Origin of the sequence: Limosilactobacillus rudii (assembly GCF_014145455.1) — a bacterium.
Classification (GTDB): Bacteria; Bacillota; Bacilli; order Lactobacillales; family Lactobacillaceae; genus Limosilactobacillus; species Limosilactobacillus rudii.
The window spans coordinates 140083-158857 of sequence record NZ_JACIVB010000063.1 but is presented as its reverse complement, the minus strand read 5'-3'; the positions used below and the strand labels follow the sequence as shown (position 1 = coordinate 158857).

The window sequence follows — 18775 nt, the reverse complement described above, 5'->3', positions numbered from 1 at the left end:
TTTAAGGACTGAGATGTCATGCCAAAACAAGGACACTTTGCTAAATCATCACAGATAAAACAGTTAAACAACTTCAAGGTAAAGAAGCGTGGGGGTGAAACGGTAATTGCTAATAATCAATTAACTGATTTCTTAGTTGTCCGTTATGCCTTAACATTAAAAAAGCGGGTCAAGCCAGCGTATCGTGAAACGATTCAACGGATGCTTATTGAAATTTGCGAACAATTGCTCACTGCAAATGGTAACCTCCAGCAAATTGTTCCACCATTGCTTACACGGTTAAATGCCCGTGTACCTTGGCAATTTTATTTACAGGTATTAGCCGAATGGGAAGCCCTCCAACGTTTCTTACAAAAAGAGTTACCAGCTGTGCCACTTCGGCAGCGCTTGCGGATTACAGCGTCGATTAGCCAACCTGCGCTGGAAGAATTAGTTCTTCAGTTATTGGTAAAGAAAGTAGTAGCAATTACCTTCATTAATCAACCGCAAGCAGACCAGCAACGAAAATCACAAATGGTTGCAATGCTTACTACGTCGCTCTTCACTAACCAACAGATTGATTGGAAAAAGGTTCGGGCTTTACTACAACCATTTCCATTTGAGATTGACCAATCACTGGATGAGGGTACTCGACAGTGGTTGCAAAAATTAAGTGAGCAATAATGACATTGACTTTTATTTATCTTACTTGGTAAAATTAAACCGTTATTTAAAATCGTTTTATTGCATGGAGCTGTGGTGGAGTTGATCACCGTAGCTCTTTTGCTTTTAAAGGGAGGAATTAATACTGATATGGAAGCCAAAAATTTTTTCCGAATTTATCTTGCAATCGGTTCGGTAGCACTATTAACATTCATTGGGGTTCTTAATGAAACGTCAATGAATGTTACTTATCCGGAACTATCAGCACAGTTTAAGGTGTCTCTTGACGTTGTTCAATGGATTACAACCGGGTATTTGTTAATGGTTACAGTTACGATGGGAACGACTGCCTACCTATTACGTCAATATGCTGCGCGATGGCTGCATTTATTCGCGGTATCATTTTTTATCGTTGGCGACTTAATGTGTGCGTTGACGATAAATTTCCCAATCTTATTAACAGGACGGTTAATCCAGGCCGTGGCAACTGGGCTAGCAACTCCGATCATGTTTCATTTAATCTTTACCGAAATCCCGCGAGAACGGATTGGAATGATGACTGGTCTAGCTGGAATGGTAATTTCATTTGCACCGGCTTTAGGACCGACATATGGTGGAGTTGTTTCTGAAACACTATCCTGGCGGATGATTTTTTGGATCTTGCTTCCGATTGTATTAATTAGTCTTCTTGGTGGTCAGTTGTTTATTCGCAATAAGCCATTAGGGAATGACAAGGCCTTTAGTTATGCAAGTTTAATTACGCTTGCGATTGCTTTAGTCAGTACGATTAGCGCAGTTGCAACGGTTGGGAAACACGGTTTTAGTTTCCAATTTTGGTTATTATTATTAGTCGCAATTATTTTCTTTGCTATATTTATTTACGTTAACAATCATGGTAAGTCTTCGTTATTTGACTTACGCGTGTTCAAAGTTATTCCATTACGTTTATCGACGTTAACTTATTTTAATTTACAATTTATCAATATTGGAATTTCCTTGGTTATTCCAATTTATATTCAATATGTATTGCATTCGTCAGCGATTGTTGCTGGATTAGTTTTATTACCCGGATCACTAATCGGGGCATTTGTTTCACCGATTGCGGGGAATCTTGCTGACCGCCAGGGGTTTGTCGTGCCGGTAGTAACCGGTGGATGCTTACTCGTAGTTGGTACAATTTGTTTTAGCATTTTTCAACAATATTTGACACCGCTATTTGTCATGATTTTCTTTGTGATATTGCGAATTGGTTTTAATTTTGCCTTTTCTAATACCATTTCAAATGCTTCCATGTTAGTGCAAGCGCAGAATGCGCCGGATGTAAATTCAATTTTCAACATGGTCCAACAATTTGCTGGATCGTTGGGAACTAGTTTATTGGCTTCGGCGATTGCTCTATTTCAAGCGAAAAAGGTTGGCTCCTTAGCCGGGCGAACTTATGATGGTGGTCGCTTTGATTTTATTCTGCTTGGCATTATTGCAGTGGTAACTTTATTAACGATGATTGCCAATTATCATTTGCAGAAAAAGGGGCAAACAAGTATTTCCAAATAGGTGGTTGAATTAGGACGATAAGAATGTAATAATGTGGCATGATTAATGGAATTGCTATGATTTTAAAGAAAGCGACTAAAAAAGATGATACATTCTATCGTTCACTTTATGGTGAGCAATCAAGTTTTTACACTTTTTATTTGCCTCGCACTTGGCTTTTTAATTGGTAATTATAAAATTGCGGGGAAATTTAATATTGGTGCAACAGTGGGGACTTTAATCGTCACCCTTATCGTAGGGCAGATTGGAGCATTTCCGCGTAATGAAATGCTTGGGACGATTTTCTTCGGAGCCTTTATGTTTTCAGTTGGTTACCGAATTGGCCCACAGCTTCTTGTAAGTTTAAAACTTTTTGGAATTCGTATTTTGATTGCCAGTATTTTTTGGATGCTAATAGCATTTTTAGTTGGTTGGAGTCTTTTCTCCGCCTTTAAAATTGGCCCAGGAATTGCAGCAGGGGTGATTTCTGGAGCTCTGACACAATCTGCAACAGTCGCTAGTTCCTTGCAAACAATCAGTTCGTTACCTGTGAGTCAAAGTATCAAATCAACTTATGAAGCACAATTGCCAGTAGCCTATGCGTTAACATATGTGTTTGGCACACTGGGAGTAATTATTTTTTTGCGAGATATTGCTCCTAAGATTTTAGGAATCTCGATTGAAGAGCGTGGACCGCAAATGGCAGAACATTATCATTTTCACGCTAAAAATCCTAATCCAACTTGGCGCAGAACATATCGAATTGCTAGTGACTCGTCTCTTGTTGGGAAAAACCTAGAAGAATTTAACCGTCGTTCAGATTATCGTATTATTGCTTTAGCAGCATTTCATGATGGCAAAATGACCGATCACCTTGAATATCGTTTACAAGCGGGGGACCTATTAACGGTTATCGGTTATGCGGTACACTTTGACCGGCTTATGCGTGTTGCGGGTATTACCGAAGTACTTACACCGACGAATGCCCCCCGCGAACGGGAATTTGTGCTCGGCAAGGGGTTCAAGCCCAGTGAGTTAGCAATTTTACGCCAGCACGGGGTATTTATTAATATCCAAGACCCGATTAGCGGGAACCAACAATTAATTAACCAGTTACGTCCGGGAGATGTGATTTCATTAACTGGGAATACCTCTCGCACTAGGGCAATCTTAAAGAAAATTGGCCGGTGGAAAGCAGCGGATTCGGCGATGAACTATTCTTTGTTTTCATTAGGAATCGGTTGTGCTTCCCTTTTAGGGATTATCGGGATAAAATTAAACAGTATTCCTTTACAGCTTGGTAACGGGACTGCCGCATTGATTATGGGATTGATCTTAAGTTCATGGATTGAACGCCACCGCGACCGTAAATCGATTCCTGAGACCGTGACAGGGTTCTTGCAGAGCTTTGGGTTAACGATCTTTGTCGGGACGGTTGGATTACAGTCAGCGCAAGCTTTTACGAGTGCTATTAAATCGTTGGGGATTGGGGTTCTTGTAATTGGCGTCCTCATTTCAATTATGCCCCACCTGTTGACGTTGCTATTTGGTCGCTATGTTCTAAGAATGGAACCACTGGCGCTGATTGGGGCATTGACTGGATCGGGGACAATTGCTGCGGCAATGAGTGAGATTTCACAAAAAGCGGGACCAGAAGGAGGAGCGTATTACGCTGCTGCCTTTACACCAGCCTTTGTAGTCGGAAATATTGGGATTACATTATTAGGGCCGATTTTTGTGGCTTTATTATCATAGAATAATCGCTAAGAAAGGGCGTGCAAAAATAAATGCAACAGTTTTTTACAATTTTAGGTGGAATGGGTACCTTAGCAACGGAGAGTTATGTACGTCTATTAGATAAAAGGACACCAATCCACCGTGATCAGGATTATTTAAACTACTTGGTTGTCAACCATGCAACCGTTCCTGATCGAACAGCATGGATTTTAGACCATAGCCAGCCGGATCCAAATGAAGCATTGATTGAAGATATCAAGCAGCAAAGCCTATTAAATCCTGAGTTTTTTGTGCTGATTTGTAATACAGCGCACTATTCTTTCAATAAGCTTCAAGCAGCGACCGAAATTCCAATTTTAAACATGCTGCAAGAAACAGTGAATGAGATTAAAAATATTAAACCAGCAGCAAAGCGGGTAGGGCTTCTTGCAACGAATGGGACCTTAGCTGCTAACCTATATGATCCGTACATTACCGGTGCTGGCTATGAAGAAGTAAAGCCAACGCAGGAAATTGCAGACATGACAGAAGATTTAATTTACCATGATATTAAAGAGGCGGGCCACTCTGATGGTAAAAAGTATCATGAATTGGTACGTAAGATGGTAGAAGAGCAAGGATGTGATGTGGTTATCCTTGGATGTACAGAACTATCATTTGCTGAAGAAATGGATCCAGAGACCAGGTATCCCGTCGCTGATTCTCAATCAATCATTGTTGATCGGTCCCTTGAACGTGCATTAAAATTACGTCGCAAATAGTCAAAGCGTGATTTGCTACAGAATTTGTAGTGAACCACGCTTTGATTATTTTTAAAAATTGGTCTAGATGGGTAGGATGGTGTAAAATATAGGGGTATGCGACACTTGACAAATAGTGGCGTAAGGAGGAGAGAAGAATGAGTTCACCGGTCTATATTCAAATTCATAATCAGTTAAGAAAAAATATTGAAGACGGTAAATGGAAAGTTGGTGAGAAAATTCCAGCGGAGCGTGAGTTGGCTAGTGAATTTAACGTTAGCCGAATGACCCTGCGTCAGGCAATTCAAGCATTAGTTGATGAAGGAATTCTTGAACGCCGCGTTGGTTCTGGAACATTTGTTGCTAATCGTAAAGTTCAAGAAAAAATGTCAGGAGTAACAAGTTTTACGGAGCTGATGCAGGCGATGGGGAAAAAAGCTGCTAGCAAGACTATTTCCTACCATCTAACGGTTCCGTCACAAACGGAAGTGGAAAAGCTAAAATTAACTCCTGGTGAACAAGTCCTGCGAATGGAGCGAATTCGTTATGGTAATGAAGTGCCGATTTGCTATGAAATTGCAACGGTTCCTGCTAATCTCATTCAAAAATTTAGTAAGGAGGAAGTAACAACTTCTTTCTATCGGACATTAGAGGAGAAGGCTAATTTATATCCTGGACATGCCACTCAGCATATTTCTGCTACCAAGGCAACTGAAAAAATTGCTAATTACTTACAAATCAAACGAGGCGATGCTCTTTTACGCATGACACAGCTATCTTACTTACAAGATGGCCGGCCGTTTGAATATGTTCATACTCAATATGTTGGTTCACGATTTGAATTTGTCTTTGAAAAGTAAAATTTATAAGCTTAAGACAAATCCGTGTTACAATACAGACTAACTATATTACTTTTTGAGAGGAATTATACTAATGAAATTTGATTATCCGGATGATAGCATTGCCCTTCATACTGACGCGTATGAATTGAGCATGATGCAGACTTATTGGAAACAAGGACTGGGAAACCGTCGGGCGGTATTTGAAGCATTCTTTCGTAAAATGCCGTTTCAAAATGGGTATGCTGTATTTGCCGGGTTAGATCACATTATTCGGTACGTGAAGCAGTTACATTTTACTGATAGCGATATTGAATATTTAAAGTCAACAGGTCAATATGATGAGGAGTTTTTGGAATACTTACGTGATTTCAAATTTACTGGTTCAATCAATAGTTTTGAAGAGGGTGACTTGGTCTTTAATCATGAACCGATTATCCAAGTCGATGCTCCGATTATAGAAGGACAGTTGATTGAAACGGCTATCTTAAATATCCTTAATTACCAAATTATGGTGGCAACAAAGGCCGCAAGAATTAAGTCAATCGTTGGCAACCAGACTGTAATGGAATTTGGTTCGCGGCGGGCACAGGAATTTGATGCTGCTTTATGGGGAACGCGTGCTGCTTATATTGGTGGATTTGATGCAACAAGCAATGTTCGTGCGGGTAAGTTATTTGGTATCCCAATTTCTGGAACTCATGCCCACGCACTTGTTCAGGTTTATATGAACGATTATGATGCATTTAAGGCATATGCAGAAACGCACCATGATTGCGTGTTCCTCGTCGATACCTTTGATACCTTAAAGAGTGGCGTGCCTAACGCAATCAAAGTGGCCAAAGAGTTCGGTGATAAGATTAATTTTGTGGGTGTCCGGATTGATAGTGGTGACATGGCATATCTCTCAAAAAAAGTGCGTAAAATGCTTGATGATGCTGGATTTCCAGATGCTAAAATTATTGCTTCAAATGGCTTGGATGAAAAAACCATCCAAAATCTTCAAATGCAGGGAGCAAAGATTGATACGTGGGGAATTGGCACCAAGTTAATTACTGCTTATGATCAGCCAACTTTAGGGGCGGTTTATAAGCTTGTAGCGATGGAAGATGCCAATGGCAAGATGGTTGATACGATCAAGATTTCAAACAATGTTGCTAAAATGTCAACTCCTGGTAAGAAGCAAGTTTGGCGGATTAATGATCGGGCTGACCGTAAGAGTGAGGGTGACTACATCACATTAGTTGATGAGGACCCGCGTCAGGAAAAATCACTCAATATGTTCAATCCTAATTTTCCCCTTCAACAAAAAGACGTCGATGACTTTACCGCACGCCCAATGCTTAAGCCGATTTGGCAGGATGGTAAATTTGTCTATGATGAACCGACCCTTGAAGAAAGCCGTCAACATGGCTTTGATAGCTTAAATGCTTTATGGGATGAATATAAGCGGGATCTTAATCCGGAAGTATACCCGGTTGATCTCTCACAAAAATGCTATGATAATAAACTTGAATTAATCCATAAAGTCCATGAATATGTTAAGTCATTAAATAAATAGAGGTAGTTACTAGTGCGAAAGTATCAAGAAAAAATAATACGGGCCCTACATGTTAGCCCCCAAATTGATTCGCAAGAAGAAGTCCAGAAGCGCGTGCAGCTTTTAGGTGACTTCTTGCAAAAGACAGGGATGAAAGTTTTAGTGCTAGGGATTTCAGGCGGTCAAGATTCGACGCTTGCTGGACGGCTGGCCCAATTAGCGGTTGAACAGTTACGAGAAAAAACTGGTGATAGTGCTTATAAATTTATTGCTGTCCGCCTGCCGTATGGCGAACAAGCCGACGAATCAGACGCAATGACGGCAATTAACGACTTTATTAAGCCTGACCAGGTAATGCGGGTTAATATTAAACCAGCTACTGATGCAATGGTTGATTCCTTGATAACTGCTGGTTCACAAATTAGTGATTTTAATAAGGGAAATATTAAAGCTCGTGAACGAATGATTGTTCAATATGCGATTGCAGGACAATTTGGTGGTGCAGTTGTTGGTACCGACCATGCTGCTGAGGCGGTTACCGGTTTTTATACCAAGTTTGGGGATGGCGGTGCTGACATTACTCCGCTTACCGGTTTAGATAAAAGACAGGGAAAGCAGTTATTGCAATTCCTTGATGCTCCTGCAAGACTTTATGACAAGATTCCTACTGCGGACCTTGAAGAGGATAAGCCGATGCGGCCAGATGAAGAGGCGCTAGGGGTACGTTACGAAGAGATTGATGATTATCTTGAAGGGCGTGATGTTTCACCAGTAACAGCGGAGAAGATTGAAGGATGGTATGCAAGAACTGAGCATAAACGCCACTTGCCGATTACCCCTTTTGATACATGGTGGAAGTAATAACTAACGATCATTACGAGGCTGAGGATCATATTTTCTTAGCCTCCCCCCCTTATTTTAAATTAATTATTTTGGAGGAAAAAATGGAAGAGGAAACACTTCAACTTGTTAGCAAACAATTACCCGATATTCGTCCGCAGCAAATTAAAGCGGCCCTCGGTTTGATGGATGAGGGAAACACAATTCCTTTTATTGCCCGGTATCGTAAAGAAATGACCGGAACTTTGGATGAAGTACAATTACAGTCAATTCGGGATGAATATCACCGGGTCACCGTACTTCGTGAACGACAAGCAACAGTTATTAATAAAATCAAGGAGCTGGGGAAATTGACGCCAGCTCTTGAAAAACAAATCGAGGCCGCTACTGAACTACAAGAAGTAGAAGACCTTTATCTACCATATAAGCAGAAGCGACAAACAAAAGCGCAACAAGCAAAAGAACATGGCCTGGCCCCATTAGCAAACTGGTTATTGTCTTATCCTGATAGCAGTCTTGAAGAAAAGGCAGCAGAATTTATCAACGATGATGTTCCAGACGTTGACAGTGCCCTTGCTGGTGCTCATGAAATTTTAGCAGAGGCAATTAGTGAAATGGCAACAGTTCGTAGTTGGCTGCGCAATTATACTGCTCAACGCGGCCAGCTAGAGACGAATGTTAAACGTGATGGTGAAGAAAAGGACGAGTTAGGTACATATAAACAGTATTATGAATTTGCTAGTTCTATTCAAAAACTTAATTCGTACCAGATTTTGGCTTTTAACCGGGGCGAAAAGGAAGGCGTAATTAATGTAAAAGTAACGGTGGATGATGCGCCAATAATGAATTATCTTCACTTTCGGCTAATTCGAACAAGTAAGCAAAATGAGGCTACAGCTTTTATCGAAGAAGCATATAAGGATGCATATAAGCGTTTCTTAGGACCAGCAATTGAACGAGAACTACGGCGGCAATTGACCGAAAAGGCTGATGAACAAGCAATTAAGGTATTTGGTGAAAACCTTTACCATCTGTTGATGCAAGCTCCGATTAAGGGAAAAGTTGTCTTGGGCTTTGACCCAGCATACCGAACGGGTTGTAAATTAGCGGTCCTTGATGAAAATGGTAAGTTTTTAGCCAAAGCAGTTATCTATCCTCATAAGCCAGCACCAGAAAAGCAACGGGAAGCAGCAGAGGGTGAATTTATTGACCTGCTTGAAAAATACCATGTTGAAATGATTGCGATTGGTAATGGAACTGCTAGTCGGGAATCAGAACAGTTTGTTGCAGAAGCATTGAAGAAGGTTAAGCGACCGATTTATTACGTAATTGTTAATGAAGCGGGGGCCTCTGTTTATTCCGCAAGTAAGGAAGCACGAGACGAATTTCCGGACTTACATGTTGAGCAACGAAGCGCAATTAGTATTGGTCGTCGGTTGCAGGATCCACTGGCAGAATTAGTGAAGATTGATCCACAGGCAGTCGGGGTTGGGCAGTACCAGCATGATTTGCCAAAGAAGGAGCTAAGCGGTGAACTAGAAACAATCGTTGAACGGGCAGTTAATCGGGTTGGTGTTAACCTTAATACCGCTAGTTATCAATTGTTGACTCGTATTTCTGGCCTGAATAAGACAATTGCAAAAAATATTGTAACTTACCGGGATGAAAATGGACGCTATACTAACCGGACACAACTAAAGAAGGTTCCCCGGCTTGGACCTAAGGCTTACCAACAGTCGGTAGGTTTCTTACGGATTATTGGTGGAGAGAACCCGTTAGATAATACTGATGTTCACCCGGAAAGTTATAAAGTTGCTCAGCAAATTATTGAGTCAGTCGGAATTGAATCTACTGACTTAGGGACGCCAGCGACTGAGAAAAAATTAAAGGAAGTTAACATTGACCAGTTTACTAATGACCAAGTTGGTGCTGAAACGGTTAAAGACATTATTGCTTCCTTACAAAAACCTGGGCGCGACCTTCGTGATTCAATGCCAGCACCATTACTGCGCCATGATGTTATGACAATTGAAGACCTTAAGCCGGGGATGAAACTTCAAGGGACGGTTCGAAACGTTGTCGATTTTGGAGCCTTTGTTGATATTGGTGTCAAACATGATGGTTTAGTCCACGTTTCGAAGATGAGTAAACAGTTTATTCGTGATCCGCGGGCAATAGTTGCCGTTGGTGATATTGTTGACGTATGGATTGATGACGTTGATTTGAAACGACAACGAATCCAATTAACGATGATTGAACCACAAACAGTTGCTAATGACTAACGAAGAATTGCAGCGATTGACTGAGCAGTGGTCAGAAGAATACTTTAATCGTCCCTTTAACCACCAAGTATTTTTTAATAAACGGTTAAAGACAACTGGCGGTCGTTATCATCTTGGTGATCATCATATTGATATTAATCCGTTAATGTATACCGAATTTGACCTGGATAATTTACGCGGGGTTGTCCTGCATGAGCTATGCCATTATCATTTACACTTAGCAGGAATGGATTACCATCATCGCAGCCATGCGTTTCGAACGTTACTAGCCCAAGTTGGTGGTTCGAGGTTTGCACCGCCAACCAGTAAGCGGCGCGTTGATGTAAGAAAAAAATGGCATTACCAATGTACTGGTTGTGGGGTTAAAATAGCGCGACAACGGCGTTTTAACACTCATCGATACGTTTGCCGAAGATGCGGTCACCATTTTATTTTAAAAAATTAAAAAAAGTTGTTGCCAACGAATAGGTATCTTGCTATAATAATATTCGTTGGTTGATATGCGGCCGTGGCGGAACTGGCAGACGCGTAAGATTAAGGATCTTATGGTCAATTATGACCGTGGAGGTTCAAGTCCTCTCGGCCGCACTAATAAAGTCTGAGTTTAATTACTCAGGCTTTTTTTGTTTTAAATTTTACTACTAAAATTTAGTAAAACTTTAACCACTCCTCTTGCTATTATATTTATGAAAGCGCTATACTTTAGTTGTTGTATGTAGTAACGAGGAGGGATTTACTGATGGATGCAAATATAAAGTGGCTTGATGATCCGGAGACATTCCGGGTCAATCAGTTACCAGCACATAGTGATCATTATTACTATGGAAATTATGATGAGTGGCAGCATCACAATAGTCGGTTTGTTCAAAGTCTTGATGGTAAGTGGCAATTTAACTTTGCCAAGAATCCGCAGGAACGGATAAATAACTTTTATGCTACCGATTATGATAGTCGGAGCTTTGATACAATTGATGTTCCTAGTGAAATCGAGCTAAATAATTATGCCCAGAATAACTATATTAATACCCTAATTCCATGGGAAGGAAAAATCTATCGGCGACCTGCTTATGCCTTGAGTCCAGATGACGACCAGGAAGGATCATTTAGTCAGGGGAAGGATAATACTGTTGGTCAGTATTTAAGACGTTTTGACCTTGATCCAGCCTTACGTGGCAAGCAAGTGCGAGTTCGTTTTGAGGGTGTTGAACGCGCAATGTTCCTCTGGCTAAATGGCCACTTTATTGGCTATGCTGAAGATAGTTTTACCCCGTCTGAATTTGACCTTACGCCATATCTTCAAGATGAAGGTAACGTGATGGCAGTTGAGGTATTTAAGCACAGCACTGCTTCGTGGATTGAAGATCAGGATATGTTCCGCTTCTCCGGTATTTTCCGTAGTGTTGAACTAATGGCGCAACCGCTTGTTCATCTTGAAGACCTTGATATTCGGCCAACAGTAACCGATGATTATCAGGATGGTATTTTTAACGTAATGCTCCACTTGCAAGGTGAGAAGACGGGGACAGTTAATGTACGGGTGCTAGATGATGATGGCAATACGCTAATTAATGAAAGTCATCCGGTCGATACCGAAGTAAAAGTTGTTGACCAACACCTTGAAAATGTTCACTTATGGGATAATCACCATCCTTACCTTTATCAATTATTGGTTGAAATTAGAGCTGAAAATGGTGACTTACTTGAATTAGTTCCATATCGGTTTGGTTTCCGACGGATTGAGATTAATAAAGATCATGTTGTCTTATTAAATGGTAAACGCTTGATTATTAATGGGGTTAACCGTCACGAGTGGGATGCAAAACGTGGACGGGCAATCACAATGAAAGACATGACTGATGACATTGCAACGTTTAAAGAAAATAACATCAATGCTGTGCGGACATGTCATTATCCCGATCAAATTCCTTGGTATTACATGTGTGATGATAACGGAATTTACATGATGGCAGAAAATAATCTTGAATCGCATGCAACATGGCAAAAGATGGGTGCTATCGAGCCTTCATATAATGTTCCCGGTTCTGTTCCGCAGTGGCAGGAAGTAGTAGTTGATCGTGCGCGGACAAATTATGAGACATTTAAAAATCACCCTTCAATATTATTCTGGTCACTCGGTAATGAATCATATGCCGGCGATAACCTTGTAAAAATGAATGATTTTTATAAGAGACACGATGATAGTCGGCTCGTTCATTATGAAGGTGTCTGTCATACGCCAGAGTATCGTGACCAGATTTCTGATGTGGAAAGTTGGATGTATCTACCACCAAAAGATGTTGAAGAATACTTAAAGAATAATCCAGATAAACCGTTTATGGAGTGTGAGTACATGCATGACATGGGAAACTCCGATGGGGGGATGGGATCATACATCAATCTTCTCGACAAGTATCCACAATACTTTGGTGGATTTATTTGGGACTTCATTGACCAAGCCTTATTTGTTAAAGATCCGGTAAGTGGTCAGGAAGTTATGCGATATGGCGGTGATTTTGATGATCGTCATTCAGATTATGAATTCTCAGGAGATGGCTTAATGTTCGCGGACCGGACACCGAAACCGGCAATGCAGGAGGTAAGGTACTACTATGGCTTACACAAATAAATTAAATGTTATTTATGGTGATGGGACACTAGGCTTAGCCGGCAATGATTTTCATTACATTTTCAGCTATGAACGTGGTGGCCTTGAATCAATGAAAATAAGCGGTAAAGAATGGCTTTACCGTGAACCGATGCCGACTTTCTGGCGGGCAACCACCGATAATGACCGGGGGAGCGGTTTCAATATTCGATCGGTACAGTGGCTGGGAGCAGATACCTTCCATAAGTGTACTAAAATTGATTTAACGGTTGATGGCCAACAATTTACTGAATTACCAATTGCACCGATAACGAATGAATTTAGTGATGCTATTGAGGCCCACACCGTGGTGGTTAAGTTTACTTATGAGACATTAACGACTCCGGCAACCAATGTTACAGTTGAATATACGGTTACACCAGATGGTCAAATTAAGGTAACCATGCATTATTATGGTCATGAAGGGCTGCCCGAACTTCCGGTTGTCGGAATGCGGTTTGTGATGCCGACAATGGCTAAAGGTTTTGATTATGAAGGACTTTCAGGTGAGACTTATCCTGACCGGATGGCGGGCGCAAGTGAAGGAGTTTACCATGTTAATGGATTGCCAGTTACTAAGTATTTGGTTCCGCAAGAGAATGGAATGCATATGGCAACGCATCGGGTGGAAATTACCCGCGATACAACATTAAATAATGCTGATAAAGACAAAACTCCATTTTCACTAACGATAGCGCAAGAGAACCAACCATTTGCATTCAGTTGTTTGCCGTATACGGCAGAAGAACTAGAGAATGCTACTCATATTGAAGAGCTGCCTCTTGCACGGCGGACCGTTTTGGTTATTGCCGGTGCTGTTCGTGGTGTTGGTGGTATTGACAGTTGGGGTGCTGATGTTGAAGAGCAATACCATATTCCAGCTGACCAAGATGTTGAATTTTCATTTATCTTGAATGCTAAAGAATAATCAGACGAAAAAAATACCTAGTTTAAAATGAAATCGGACGATGAGCTGAAAAAACTTGTCGTCCGATTTTATGCATTAAAATTATATCGCAGCTCGTATTTTCTAAACCTTGCCTATTTTTAGGTTATCTTTGTCATTCCCAGTCATAATATGGTCAAAATAGTTTTTGAGATGAGTACAAAAGTAATAAAGACCGTACAACGATAGGATAAATAAGCCGCTTAGCGAAATAGTAAGCAGGATTGTAAACCAAGTTGCTTGTTTAAAGTAAAGGGTAACAGTATTTTTCCCCGGTTGTTGGTCAACATAGGGAGCGCCGACTGATGAACGTTGGTAGTGACGCAACCGGTGACCGTTAACCGTTAGGATCGATTCCTTATAAGTGATGATGGGGAGCCGTACTTTTTGAGCAGTTTTTGCTGTCCATGTCAGTTCAAGACCTCCATGTTTTAAGACGGTGTGGGTATATTTACGGGATTCGTTGATAATTTGGCGCTCATAAGCATATGAACGAACGTAATTTTGGTTTAAGTATTTCTTAGGTATTGGGAGGTAGTCCGGGCTCCGCTTTTCGACCATCGTTAGTAGCTGCCCAGGATATAAGTCGTGAACAGAGTGACGAATCGCTGCCTTATCGTCACTAACGCGAGTGATTGCGCTAAAACTATTAAGAACGACTTCCGAATCGTAGCGCGCAGCCCGAGCGTAAACATCAATTGTTGTTGGTGAAAAAACCAAAAAGAGCAATAACATTAAAAAGCCCTTTGTCAATTGATTGCAGAGAACGGGATGATTGCTGTTTTGAGTGATGGTTGTCATGCTGATTGCAACCCCTGCCAGTAAGAGTGGATAGGCAATAATTGTAAGGCGATTAGGAAACTGGAGGGTATGACCAAGCATTGGAAATATTTTTTGGATGATATTCCAGGGAGTAAATATCGAACTGAACAGTAGCATAAGAGTACCAAGAATGGTTAATACAGTATTAGTTAATGAATTTTTTAGCGTGAACAAAACGTATATTAACTGCAAAATAAATAGAATCCACATTGCGTAAATTAAATAATCACGGGTACTATTAAACATTGCAGGTTGTAAAGCGTTATTCAATAGATTGAATTTAGCAGGAGTGGCAATGTCATTATCCACGTTAAGCATTAATAGTGCTCCCCAAACATTAGCAGTTAAGATAATTGTTCCGAAGACAGCTTTTATTGTATCAATCCACATTTGCCAACGATTTGTGGCTAGGATCATTCCAATAATAAAAAACGGTATTAATGTGACTACAAAGAATAAGGAGCTTAGGATATGAATTTGAATTACGACGGTCATTAGGATCATTAACTGGAGCCAATTAATCGGACGTTGATGATTTTGAATCATTCGAATACCGCAGATGACCATAAAAGGAGCAAGGGCAGCTCCCCAGGCATTCATGTTTTGTGCTAGTTCCCACCGTGGTAGCCAACCGATATTCATATATATCAGGGCACAAATAGTAGCAAAAAACCTTTTACTATGGGCATTAATCCCTAAGCGGTACATTCCAACCCCGCCGATGAAATAAACAAGAAAAGTGGTAACGATTTGATAACGGTACCAGGTGCCAACGATTCCTAGAATAATACCGTTTAAATAAGCAAATAACGGTCCATAGACAGCGTTGATAATTCGTCCACTTTGTTGAAAAGAGTAATTGCTTTGAAAATAGTTAAAATTAAATTGTTGAACCTGCTTGGCGGCATCATAGAAGCGATTAAAATGAAAAATCGAATCGGTTCCTAAAATGACACCATGCGATACGATTTGGGGAAACATAATTAGGTAAGCCATAGCAATAATGGCACAATAAGGAAGCCCCCAGTTAATTAAATTTGCGATTTTGGATTTCATAGAATTAATAGCTAAGCATAGTTAAGCTTATTTATTTCCTTTCCTCGAATACTTACCTTAGTAATTATACGGCAGAAATAGATTTTGCGAAAATTCAATTGAAATGATTATTGACTACTTGATTGTTAAGAACGACTAAAATGCGCTATTATAAATAGTGGCAAAGGGGAGTGAAAGAATGGCAGAATTAGTGATTGTTCGTCATGGACAAAGCCAAGCAAACCGCGATAACATATTTACTGGTTGGACAGATGTTCCATTGACTCCTAAGGGAATCGAACAGGGTGAAATGGTCGGTTTAGAACTGCAGAAGCTAGGAATTCAATTTAGCGATGCTCATACGTCGTATATGCAACGAGCTATTGTAACTACTGATATTATTTTAGCTAAGATTAACCAGCTATATATCCCAGTGCATAAGACGTGGCGGTTAAACGAACGACATTACGGTGCCTTAAGCGGGCGCAATAAAGACAAAGTAAAACAAGAAATTGGTGCAGAACAGCTTCATAAATGGCGGCGGGGGTTTAAAGACTTGCCACCACAATTGAAAGTTCGGCAACATGACCGCCGATATGACCGTTTAGGTGTTAAGATTCCCCTTAGTGAAAGTCTTGAAATGACCCTTCAACGACTACTTCCATACTGGGACGATCATATTGCGCCACGCCTTCTTGACGGGCATAATCAGCTAATTGTAGCACATGGTAGTTCCTTGCGGGCACTGATTAAATATCTGGACAGAATACCGGATGACCAGATTGATAAGGTAGAAGTGCCGAATGGAAAGCCAATTTTATATCGTTTTGATGACCACCTTAACGTCATTAAAAAAACTTTTATAACAATGGATGGTGAAACTGATGACAATACACGAACTAGCAAATAATCCAACACTCAGTGGACAAGTACGGTTAATTGAAAATGTTACTTATGCCGCAATGTCTGGTGAGGCATTGCATATGTCAATTCTTGCTCCATGGACACAACGCTTTCCGAAGCAATATCAAACCAAAGCGCGTCCGCTAATTGTTTTTGTTCAGGGGAGTTCCTGGCGGACGCCAACATTGGGTGAAGAAATTCCCCAATTAGTTCAGTTTGTTCACGTAGGATATATTGTTGCGACGGTACAACACCGAAGCTCGATTGACGGGCACCCATTCCCGGCATTTCTCCAGGATGTTAAAACCGCAATTAGATTTTTGCGGGCTAATGCAAAGAAATACGCAATTGATCCACACCAAGTAGCAATTTGGGGTACTTCATCAGGCGCCAATGCTGCAATGCTTGTTGGGTTAACAGGAAATGATCCACGTTATAAGGTTGACCTATATCAAGATCAATCTGATGCGGTTGATGCCGTTGTAAGTTGTTTTGCGCCAATGGATGTTGCGGATACTTTTGAATACGATGCGAATGTCCCGGGAAATAAATTATTACAATATTGCTTATTAGGATCAGATGCATCTAAGTGGACGGAAATTGCCAAACAAATGAGCCCGTTATACCAAGTGAAAAATGGACAAAACTATCCGCCATTTCTATTGTTCCATGGTGATGCCGACAAGGTTGTTCCTTATGAACAAATGGAGCGAATGTATATGCGGCTAAAAGATAATGGCAATAAAGTAGAAGCCTATCGCGTTAAAGGTGCCAACCATGAGCGTGACTTCTGGAGCCCGACAATTTATAACACAGTCCAAAAGTTTTTAGATGACCAATTTAAATAAAGGTGTTGACAACTTATTTTTGATAAGTTAATATATTGACATACTAAGTTAGGAGGAACACGCCATGTTTAACAATCAACTTGTAAATGCAGCTGCTTGTTGTTGTGGATCGCGTCTTATGCGACCCACGTTTTGGCGTGCTTACTTTTAGTTGAGTAACTGCTAACATATCGGGAATAAATGCATAAGGCGCAAATTCAAGTGATTAATTCTTGAATTTGCGCCTTTTTGTATACAATTTTTGAGTTTATTAAAAGGAGATAAGTGTTATGAAATTCAATACGCAGTTAATTCATGGTGGCAATAGTGAAGATCCAGCGACTGGTGCAGTATCAACCCCTATTTATCGGTCGTCGACATTTCACCAACACGTTCTTGGCGGCGAACCAAAGTGGGAATATTCGCGAACAGGTAACCCAACACGGGCCTCGCTGGAAAAACTGATTGCGGAGTTGGAACATGGAACGGCGGGCTTTGCATTTGCATCCGGCTCTGCAGCTATTCATGCTGTCTTTTCTCTCTTTTCACAAGGAGATCATTTTGTAGTCGGGAGTGATGTATATGGCGGGACTTTTCGGCTAATTAATAAGGTTTTGAAGCGCTTTGGTCTTGAGTTTACAGTTGTTGATATGCGTGATTTAGCAGCAGTTGAGAACGCAATTCAGGATAATACAGTTGCAATTTACTTTGAAACACCAACCAACCCGCTTCTTCAGATTGCGGATATTCATGCGGTAACTACCATTGCAAAACGTCATGGAATAAAAACAATCGTTGATAACACCTTTGCAACTCCTTATAACCAGCAACCATTAACACTTGGTGCAGATATTGTTGTTCACTCTGCTACTAAGTATCTTGGTGGACATAGTGATGTTGTGGCAGGGCTAGCTGTTACTAATGATGAACAAATTGCTGAACAATTAGCTTTCCTGCAGAATTCAATTGGCAGCACCCTTGGACCTGATGATAGCTGGTTGTTACAACGGGGAATGAAGACTTTGGGAGCACGGATGCGGGTTCATCAAGAAAACGCAGATGCAGTTATTGAGTTTTTACAGGCGGATCCACATATTGACAAGATTTATTACCCTGGCCTAAGCAACTTTACAGGACATGACGTAGCTGCGAAACAAATGCGTAACTTTGGCGCAATGATTAGCTTTGAATTGCAGGCAGGGCTTAGTGCTAAAAAGTTTGTTGAAAGTTTGCGGCTAATTGACCTAGCAGAGAGCCTCGGAGGAATTGAAAGTTTAATTGAAGTGCCAGCAGTAATGACACATGGTTCTATTCCCCGGGAAATAAGATTAGAAAACGGGATTAAGGATGAATTAATTCGCCTGTCTGTGGGAATTGAGGATCCTGAAGATATTATTGATGACTTAAAACAAGCGCTTAATAACCTTGATTAGTCAATGGAAAGG

General features: G+C 40.7%; 15 protein-coding genes and 1 tRNA gene. 15 read left to right on the top strand and 1 reads right to left on the bottom strand.

The features are described from left to right. The first annotated feature begins 18 nt into the window (after positions 1 to 18). The 12 genes from H5S39_RS11365 to H5S39_RS11310 all read left to right on the top strand — a co-directional run bounded on the left by H5S39_RS11365 (position 19) and on the right by H5S39_RS11310 (position 13725). A complete protein-coding gene (locus H5S39_RS11365; RefSeq protein ID WP_182597177.1) occupies positions 19 to 663 on the top strand; it encodes a hypothetical protein in 645 nt (214 codons plus the stop codon). 129 nt (positions 664 to 792) lie between these two features. Then, positions 793 to 2196, top strand: coding sequence for an MFS transporter (locus H5S39_RS11360; protein WP_182597176.1), 1404 nt, complete (start codon positions 793 to 795; stop codon positions 2194 to 2196). Between the two features lie 84 nt (positions 2197 to 2280). Then, positions 2281 to 3930, top strand: a complete 1650-nt coding sequence (locus H5S39_RS11355) for an aspartate-alanine antiporter-like transporter (protein WP_182597175.1) — start codon at positions 2281 to 2283, stop codon at positions 3928 to 3930. Between the two features lie 32 nt (positions 3931 to 3962). Then, positions 3963 to 4673, top strand: a complete 711-nt coding sequence (locus H5S39_RS11350; RefSeq protein WP_182597174.1) for an aspartate/glutamate racemase family protein — start codon at positions 3963 to 3965, stop codon at positions 4671 to 4673. Between the two features lie 137 nt (positions 4674 to 4810). Further along, positions 4811 to 5512 (top strand): GntR family transcriptional regulator, encoded by a 702-nt coding sequence (locus tag H5S39_RS11345; RefSeq protein ID WP_182597173.1) that lies wholly within the window; start codon positions 4811 to 4813, stop codon positions 5510 to 5512. A 73-nt stretch (positions 5513 to 5585) separates the two neighbouring features. Beyond that, positions 5586 to 7052 carry a nicotinate phosphoribosyltransferase gene (locus H5S39_RS11340; protein ID WP_182597172.1) on the top strand — a complete coding sequence of 489 codons (1467 nt, stop codon included), beginning with the start codon at positions 5586 to 5588 and terminating at the stop codon, positions 7050 to 7052. Between the two features lie 12 nt (positions 7053 to 7064). Next, on the top strand, positions 7065 to 7892 hold the full coding sequence (nadE, locus tag H5S39_RS11335; RefSeq protein WP_182597171.1) for an NAD(+) synthase: 828 nt from the start codon (positions 7065 to 7067) through the stop codon (positions 7890 to 7892). An 83-nt stretch (positions 7893 to 7975) separates the two neighbouring features. Then, the gene (locus H5S39_RS11330; RefSeq protein ID WP_182597170.1) at positions 7976 to 10153 is read left to right on the top strand and encodes a Tex family protein; all 2178 of its coding nucleotides are present in this window, start codon (positions 7976 to 7978) and stop codon (positions 10151 to 10153) included. After that, positions 10146 to 10598, top strand: a complete 453-nt coding sequence (locus tag H5S39_RS11325; RefSeq protein ID WP_182597169.1) for a SprT family protein — start codon at positions 10146 to 10148, stop codon at positions 10596 to 10598. Before H5S39_RS11330 ends, H5S39_RS11325 begins: the two co-directional genes overlap by 8 nt. A 57-nt stretch (positions 10599 to 10655) precedes the next feature. Beyond that, a tRNA-Leu gene (locus H5S39_RS11320) sits at positions 10656 to 10741 on the top strand. A gap of 151 nt (positions 10742 to 10892) precedes the next feature. Next, the gene (locus tag H5S39_RS11315) at positions 10893 to 12779 is read left to right on the top strand and encodes a glycoside hydrolase family 2 TIM barrel-domain containing protein (RefSeq protein WP_182597168.1); all 1887 of its coding nucleotides are present in this window, start codon (positions 10893 to 10895) and stop codon (positions 12777 to 12779) included. Next, positions 12763 to 13725, top strand: coding sequence for a beta-galactosidase small subunit (locus H5S39_RS11310; RefSeq protein ID WP_182597167.1), 963 nt, complete (start codon positions 12763 to 12765; stop codon positions 13723 to 13725). The genes H5S39_RS11315 and H5S39_RS11310 overlap by 17 nt, the downstream gene beginning before the upstream one ends. A 102-nt stretch (positions 13726 to 13827) precedes the next feature. Here the strand turns inward: H5S39_RS11310 and H5S39_RS11305 are convergent, their stop codons facing one another. After that, complete coding sequence (locus H5S39_RS11305) at positions 13828 to 15621, bottom strand: putative glycosyltransferase family protein (RefSeq protein WP_182597166.1); 1794 nt, start codon at positions 15619 to 15621, stop codon at positions 13828 to 13830. A gap of 178 nt (positions 15622 to 15799) precedes the next feature. Here H5S39_RS11305 and H5S39_RS11300 point away from each other — a divergent pair, with 178 nt between their 5' ends. The 3 genes from H5S39_RS11300 to H5S39_RS11290 all read left to right on the top strand — a co-directional run bounded on the left by H5S39_RS11300 (position 15800) and on the right by H5S39_RS11290 (position 18763). Continuing rightward, positions 15800 to 16510, top strand: a complete 711-nt coding sequence (locus tag H5S39_RS11300; protein ID WP_182597165.1) for a 2,3-bisphosphoglycerate-dependent phosphoglycerate mutase — start codon at positions 15800 to 15802, stop codon at positions 16508 to 16510. Beyond that, on the top strand, positions 16485 to 17351 hold the full coding sequence (locus tag H5S39_RS11295; protein WP_182597164.1) for an alpha/beta hydrolase: 867 nt from the start codon (positions 16485 to 16487) through the stop codon (positions 17349 to 17351). The genes H5S39_RS11300 and H5S39_RS11295 overlap by 26 nt, the downstream gene beginning before the upstream one ends. A 269-nt stretch (positions 17352 to 17620) precedes the next feature. Continuing rightward, on the top strand, positions 17621 to 18763 hold the full coding sequence (locus tag H5S39_RS11290; protein ID WP_182597163.1) for a trans-sulfuration enzyme family protein: 1143 nt from the start codon (positions 17621 to 17623) through the stop codon (positions 18761 to 18763). Positions 18764 to 18775 lie beyond the last annotated feature (12 nt).

Bases quoted from the DNA above. Each gene is read 5' to 3' on its own strand.
- H5S39_RS11365 (WP_182597177.1), top strand. From the start codon at position 19: ATGCCAAAACAAGGACACTTTGCTAAATCATCACAGATAAAACAGTTA.
- H5S39_RS11360 (WP_182597176.1), top strand. From the start codon at position 793: ATGGAAGCCAAAAATTTTTTCCGAATTTATCTTGCAATCGGTTCGGTA.
- H5S39_RS11355 (WP_182597175.1), top strand. From the start codon at position 2,281: ATGATACATTCTATCGTTCACTTTATGGTGAGCAATCAAGTTTTTACA.
- H5S39_RS11350 (WP_182597174.1), top strand. From the start codon at position 3,963: ATGCAACAGTTTTTTACAATTTTAGGTGGAATGGGTACCTTAGCAACG.
- H5S39_RS11345 (WP_182597173.1), top strand. From the start codon at position 4,811: ATGAGTTCACCGGTCTATATTCAAATTCATAATCAGTTAAGAAAAAAT.
- H5S39_RS11340 (WP_182597172.1), top strand. From the start codon at position 5,586: ATGAAATTTGATTATCCGGATGATAGCATTGCCCTTCATACTGACGCG.
- H5S39_RS11330 (WP_182597170.1), top strand. From the start codon at position 7,976: ATGGAAGAGGAAACACTTCAACTTGTTAGCAAACAATTACCCGATATT.
- H5S39_RS11325 (WP_182597169.1), top strand. From the start codon at position 10,146: ATGACTAACGAAGAATTGCAGCGATTGACTGAGCAGTGGTCAGAAGAA.
- H5S39_RS11315 (WP_182597168.1), top strand. From the start codon at position 10,893: ATGGATGCAAATATAAAGTGGCTTGATGATCCGGAGACATTCCGGGTC.
- H5S39_RS11310 (WP_182597167.1), top strand. From the start codon at position 12,763: ATGGCTTACACAAATAAATTAAATGTTATTTATGGTGATGGGACACTA.
- H5S39_RS11305 (WP_182597166.1), bottom strand. From the start codon at position 15,621: ATGAAATCCAAAATCGCAAATTTAATTAACTGGGGGCTTCCTTATTGT.
- H5S39_RS11300 (WP_182597165.1), top strand. From the start codon at position 15,800: ATGGCAGAATTAGTGATTGTTCGTCATGGACAAAGCCAAGCAAACCGC.
- H5S39_RS11295 (WP_182597164.1), top strand. From the start codon at position 16,485: ATGACAATACACGAACTAGCAAATAATCCAACACTCAGTGGACAAGTA.
- H5S39_RS11290 (WP_182597163.1), top strand. From the start codon at position 17,621: ATGAAATTCAATACGCAGTTAATTCATGGTGGCAATAGTGAAGATCCA.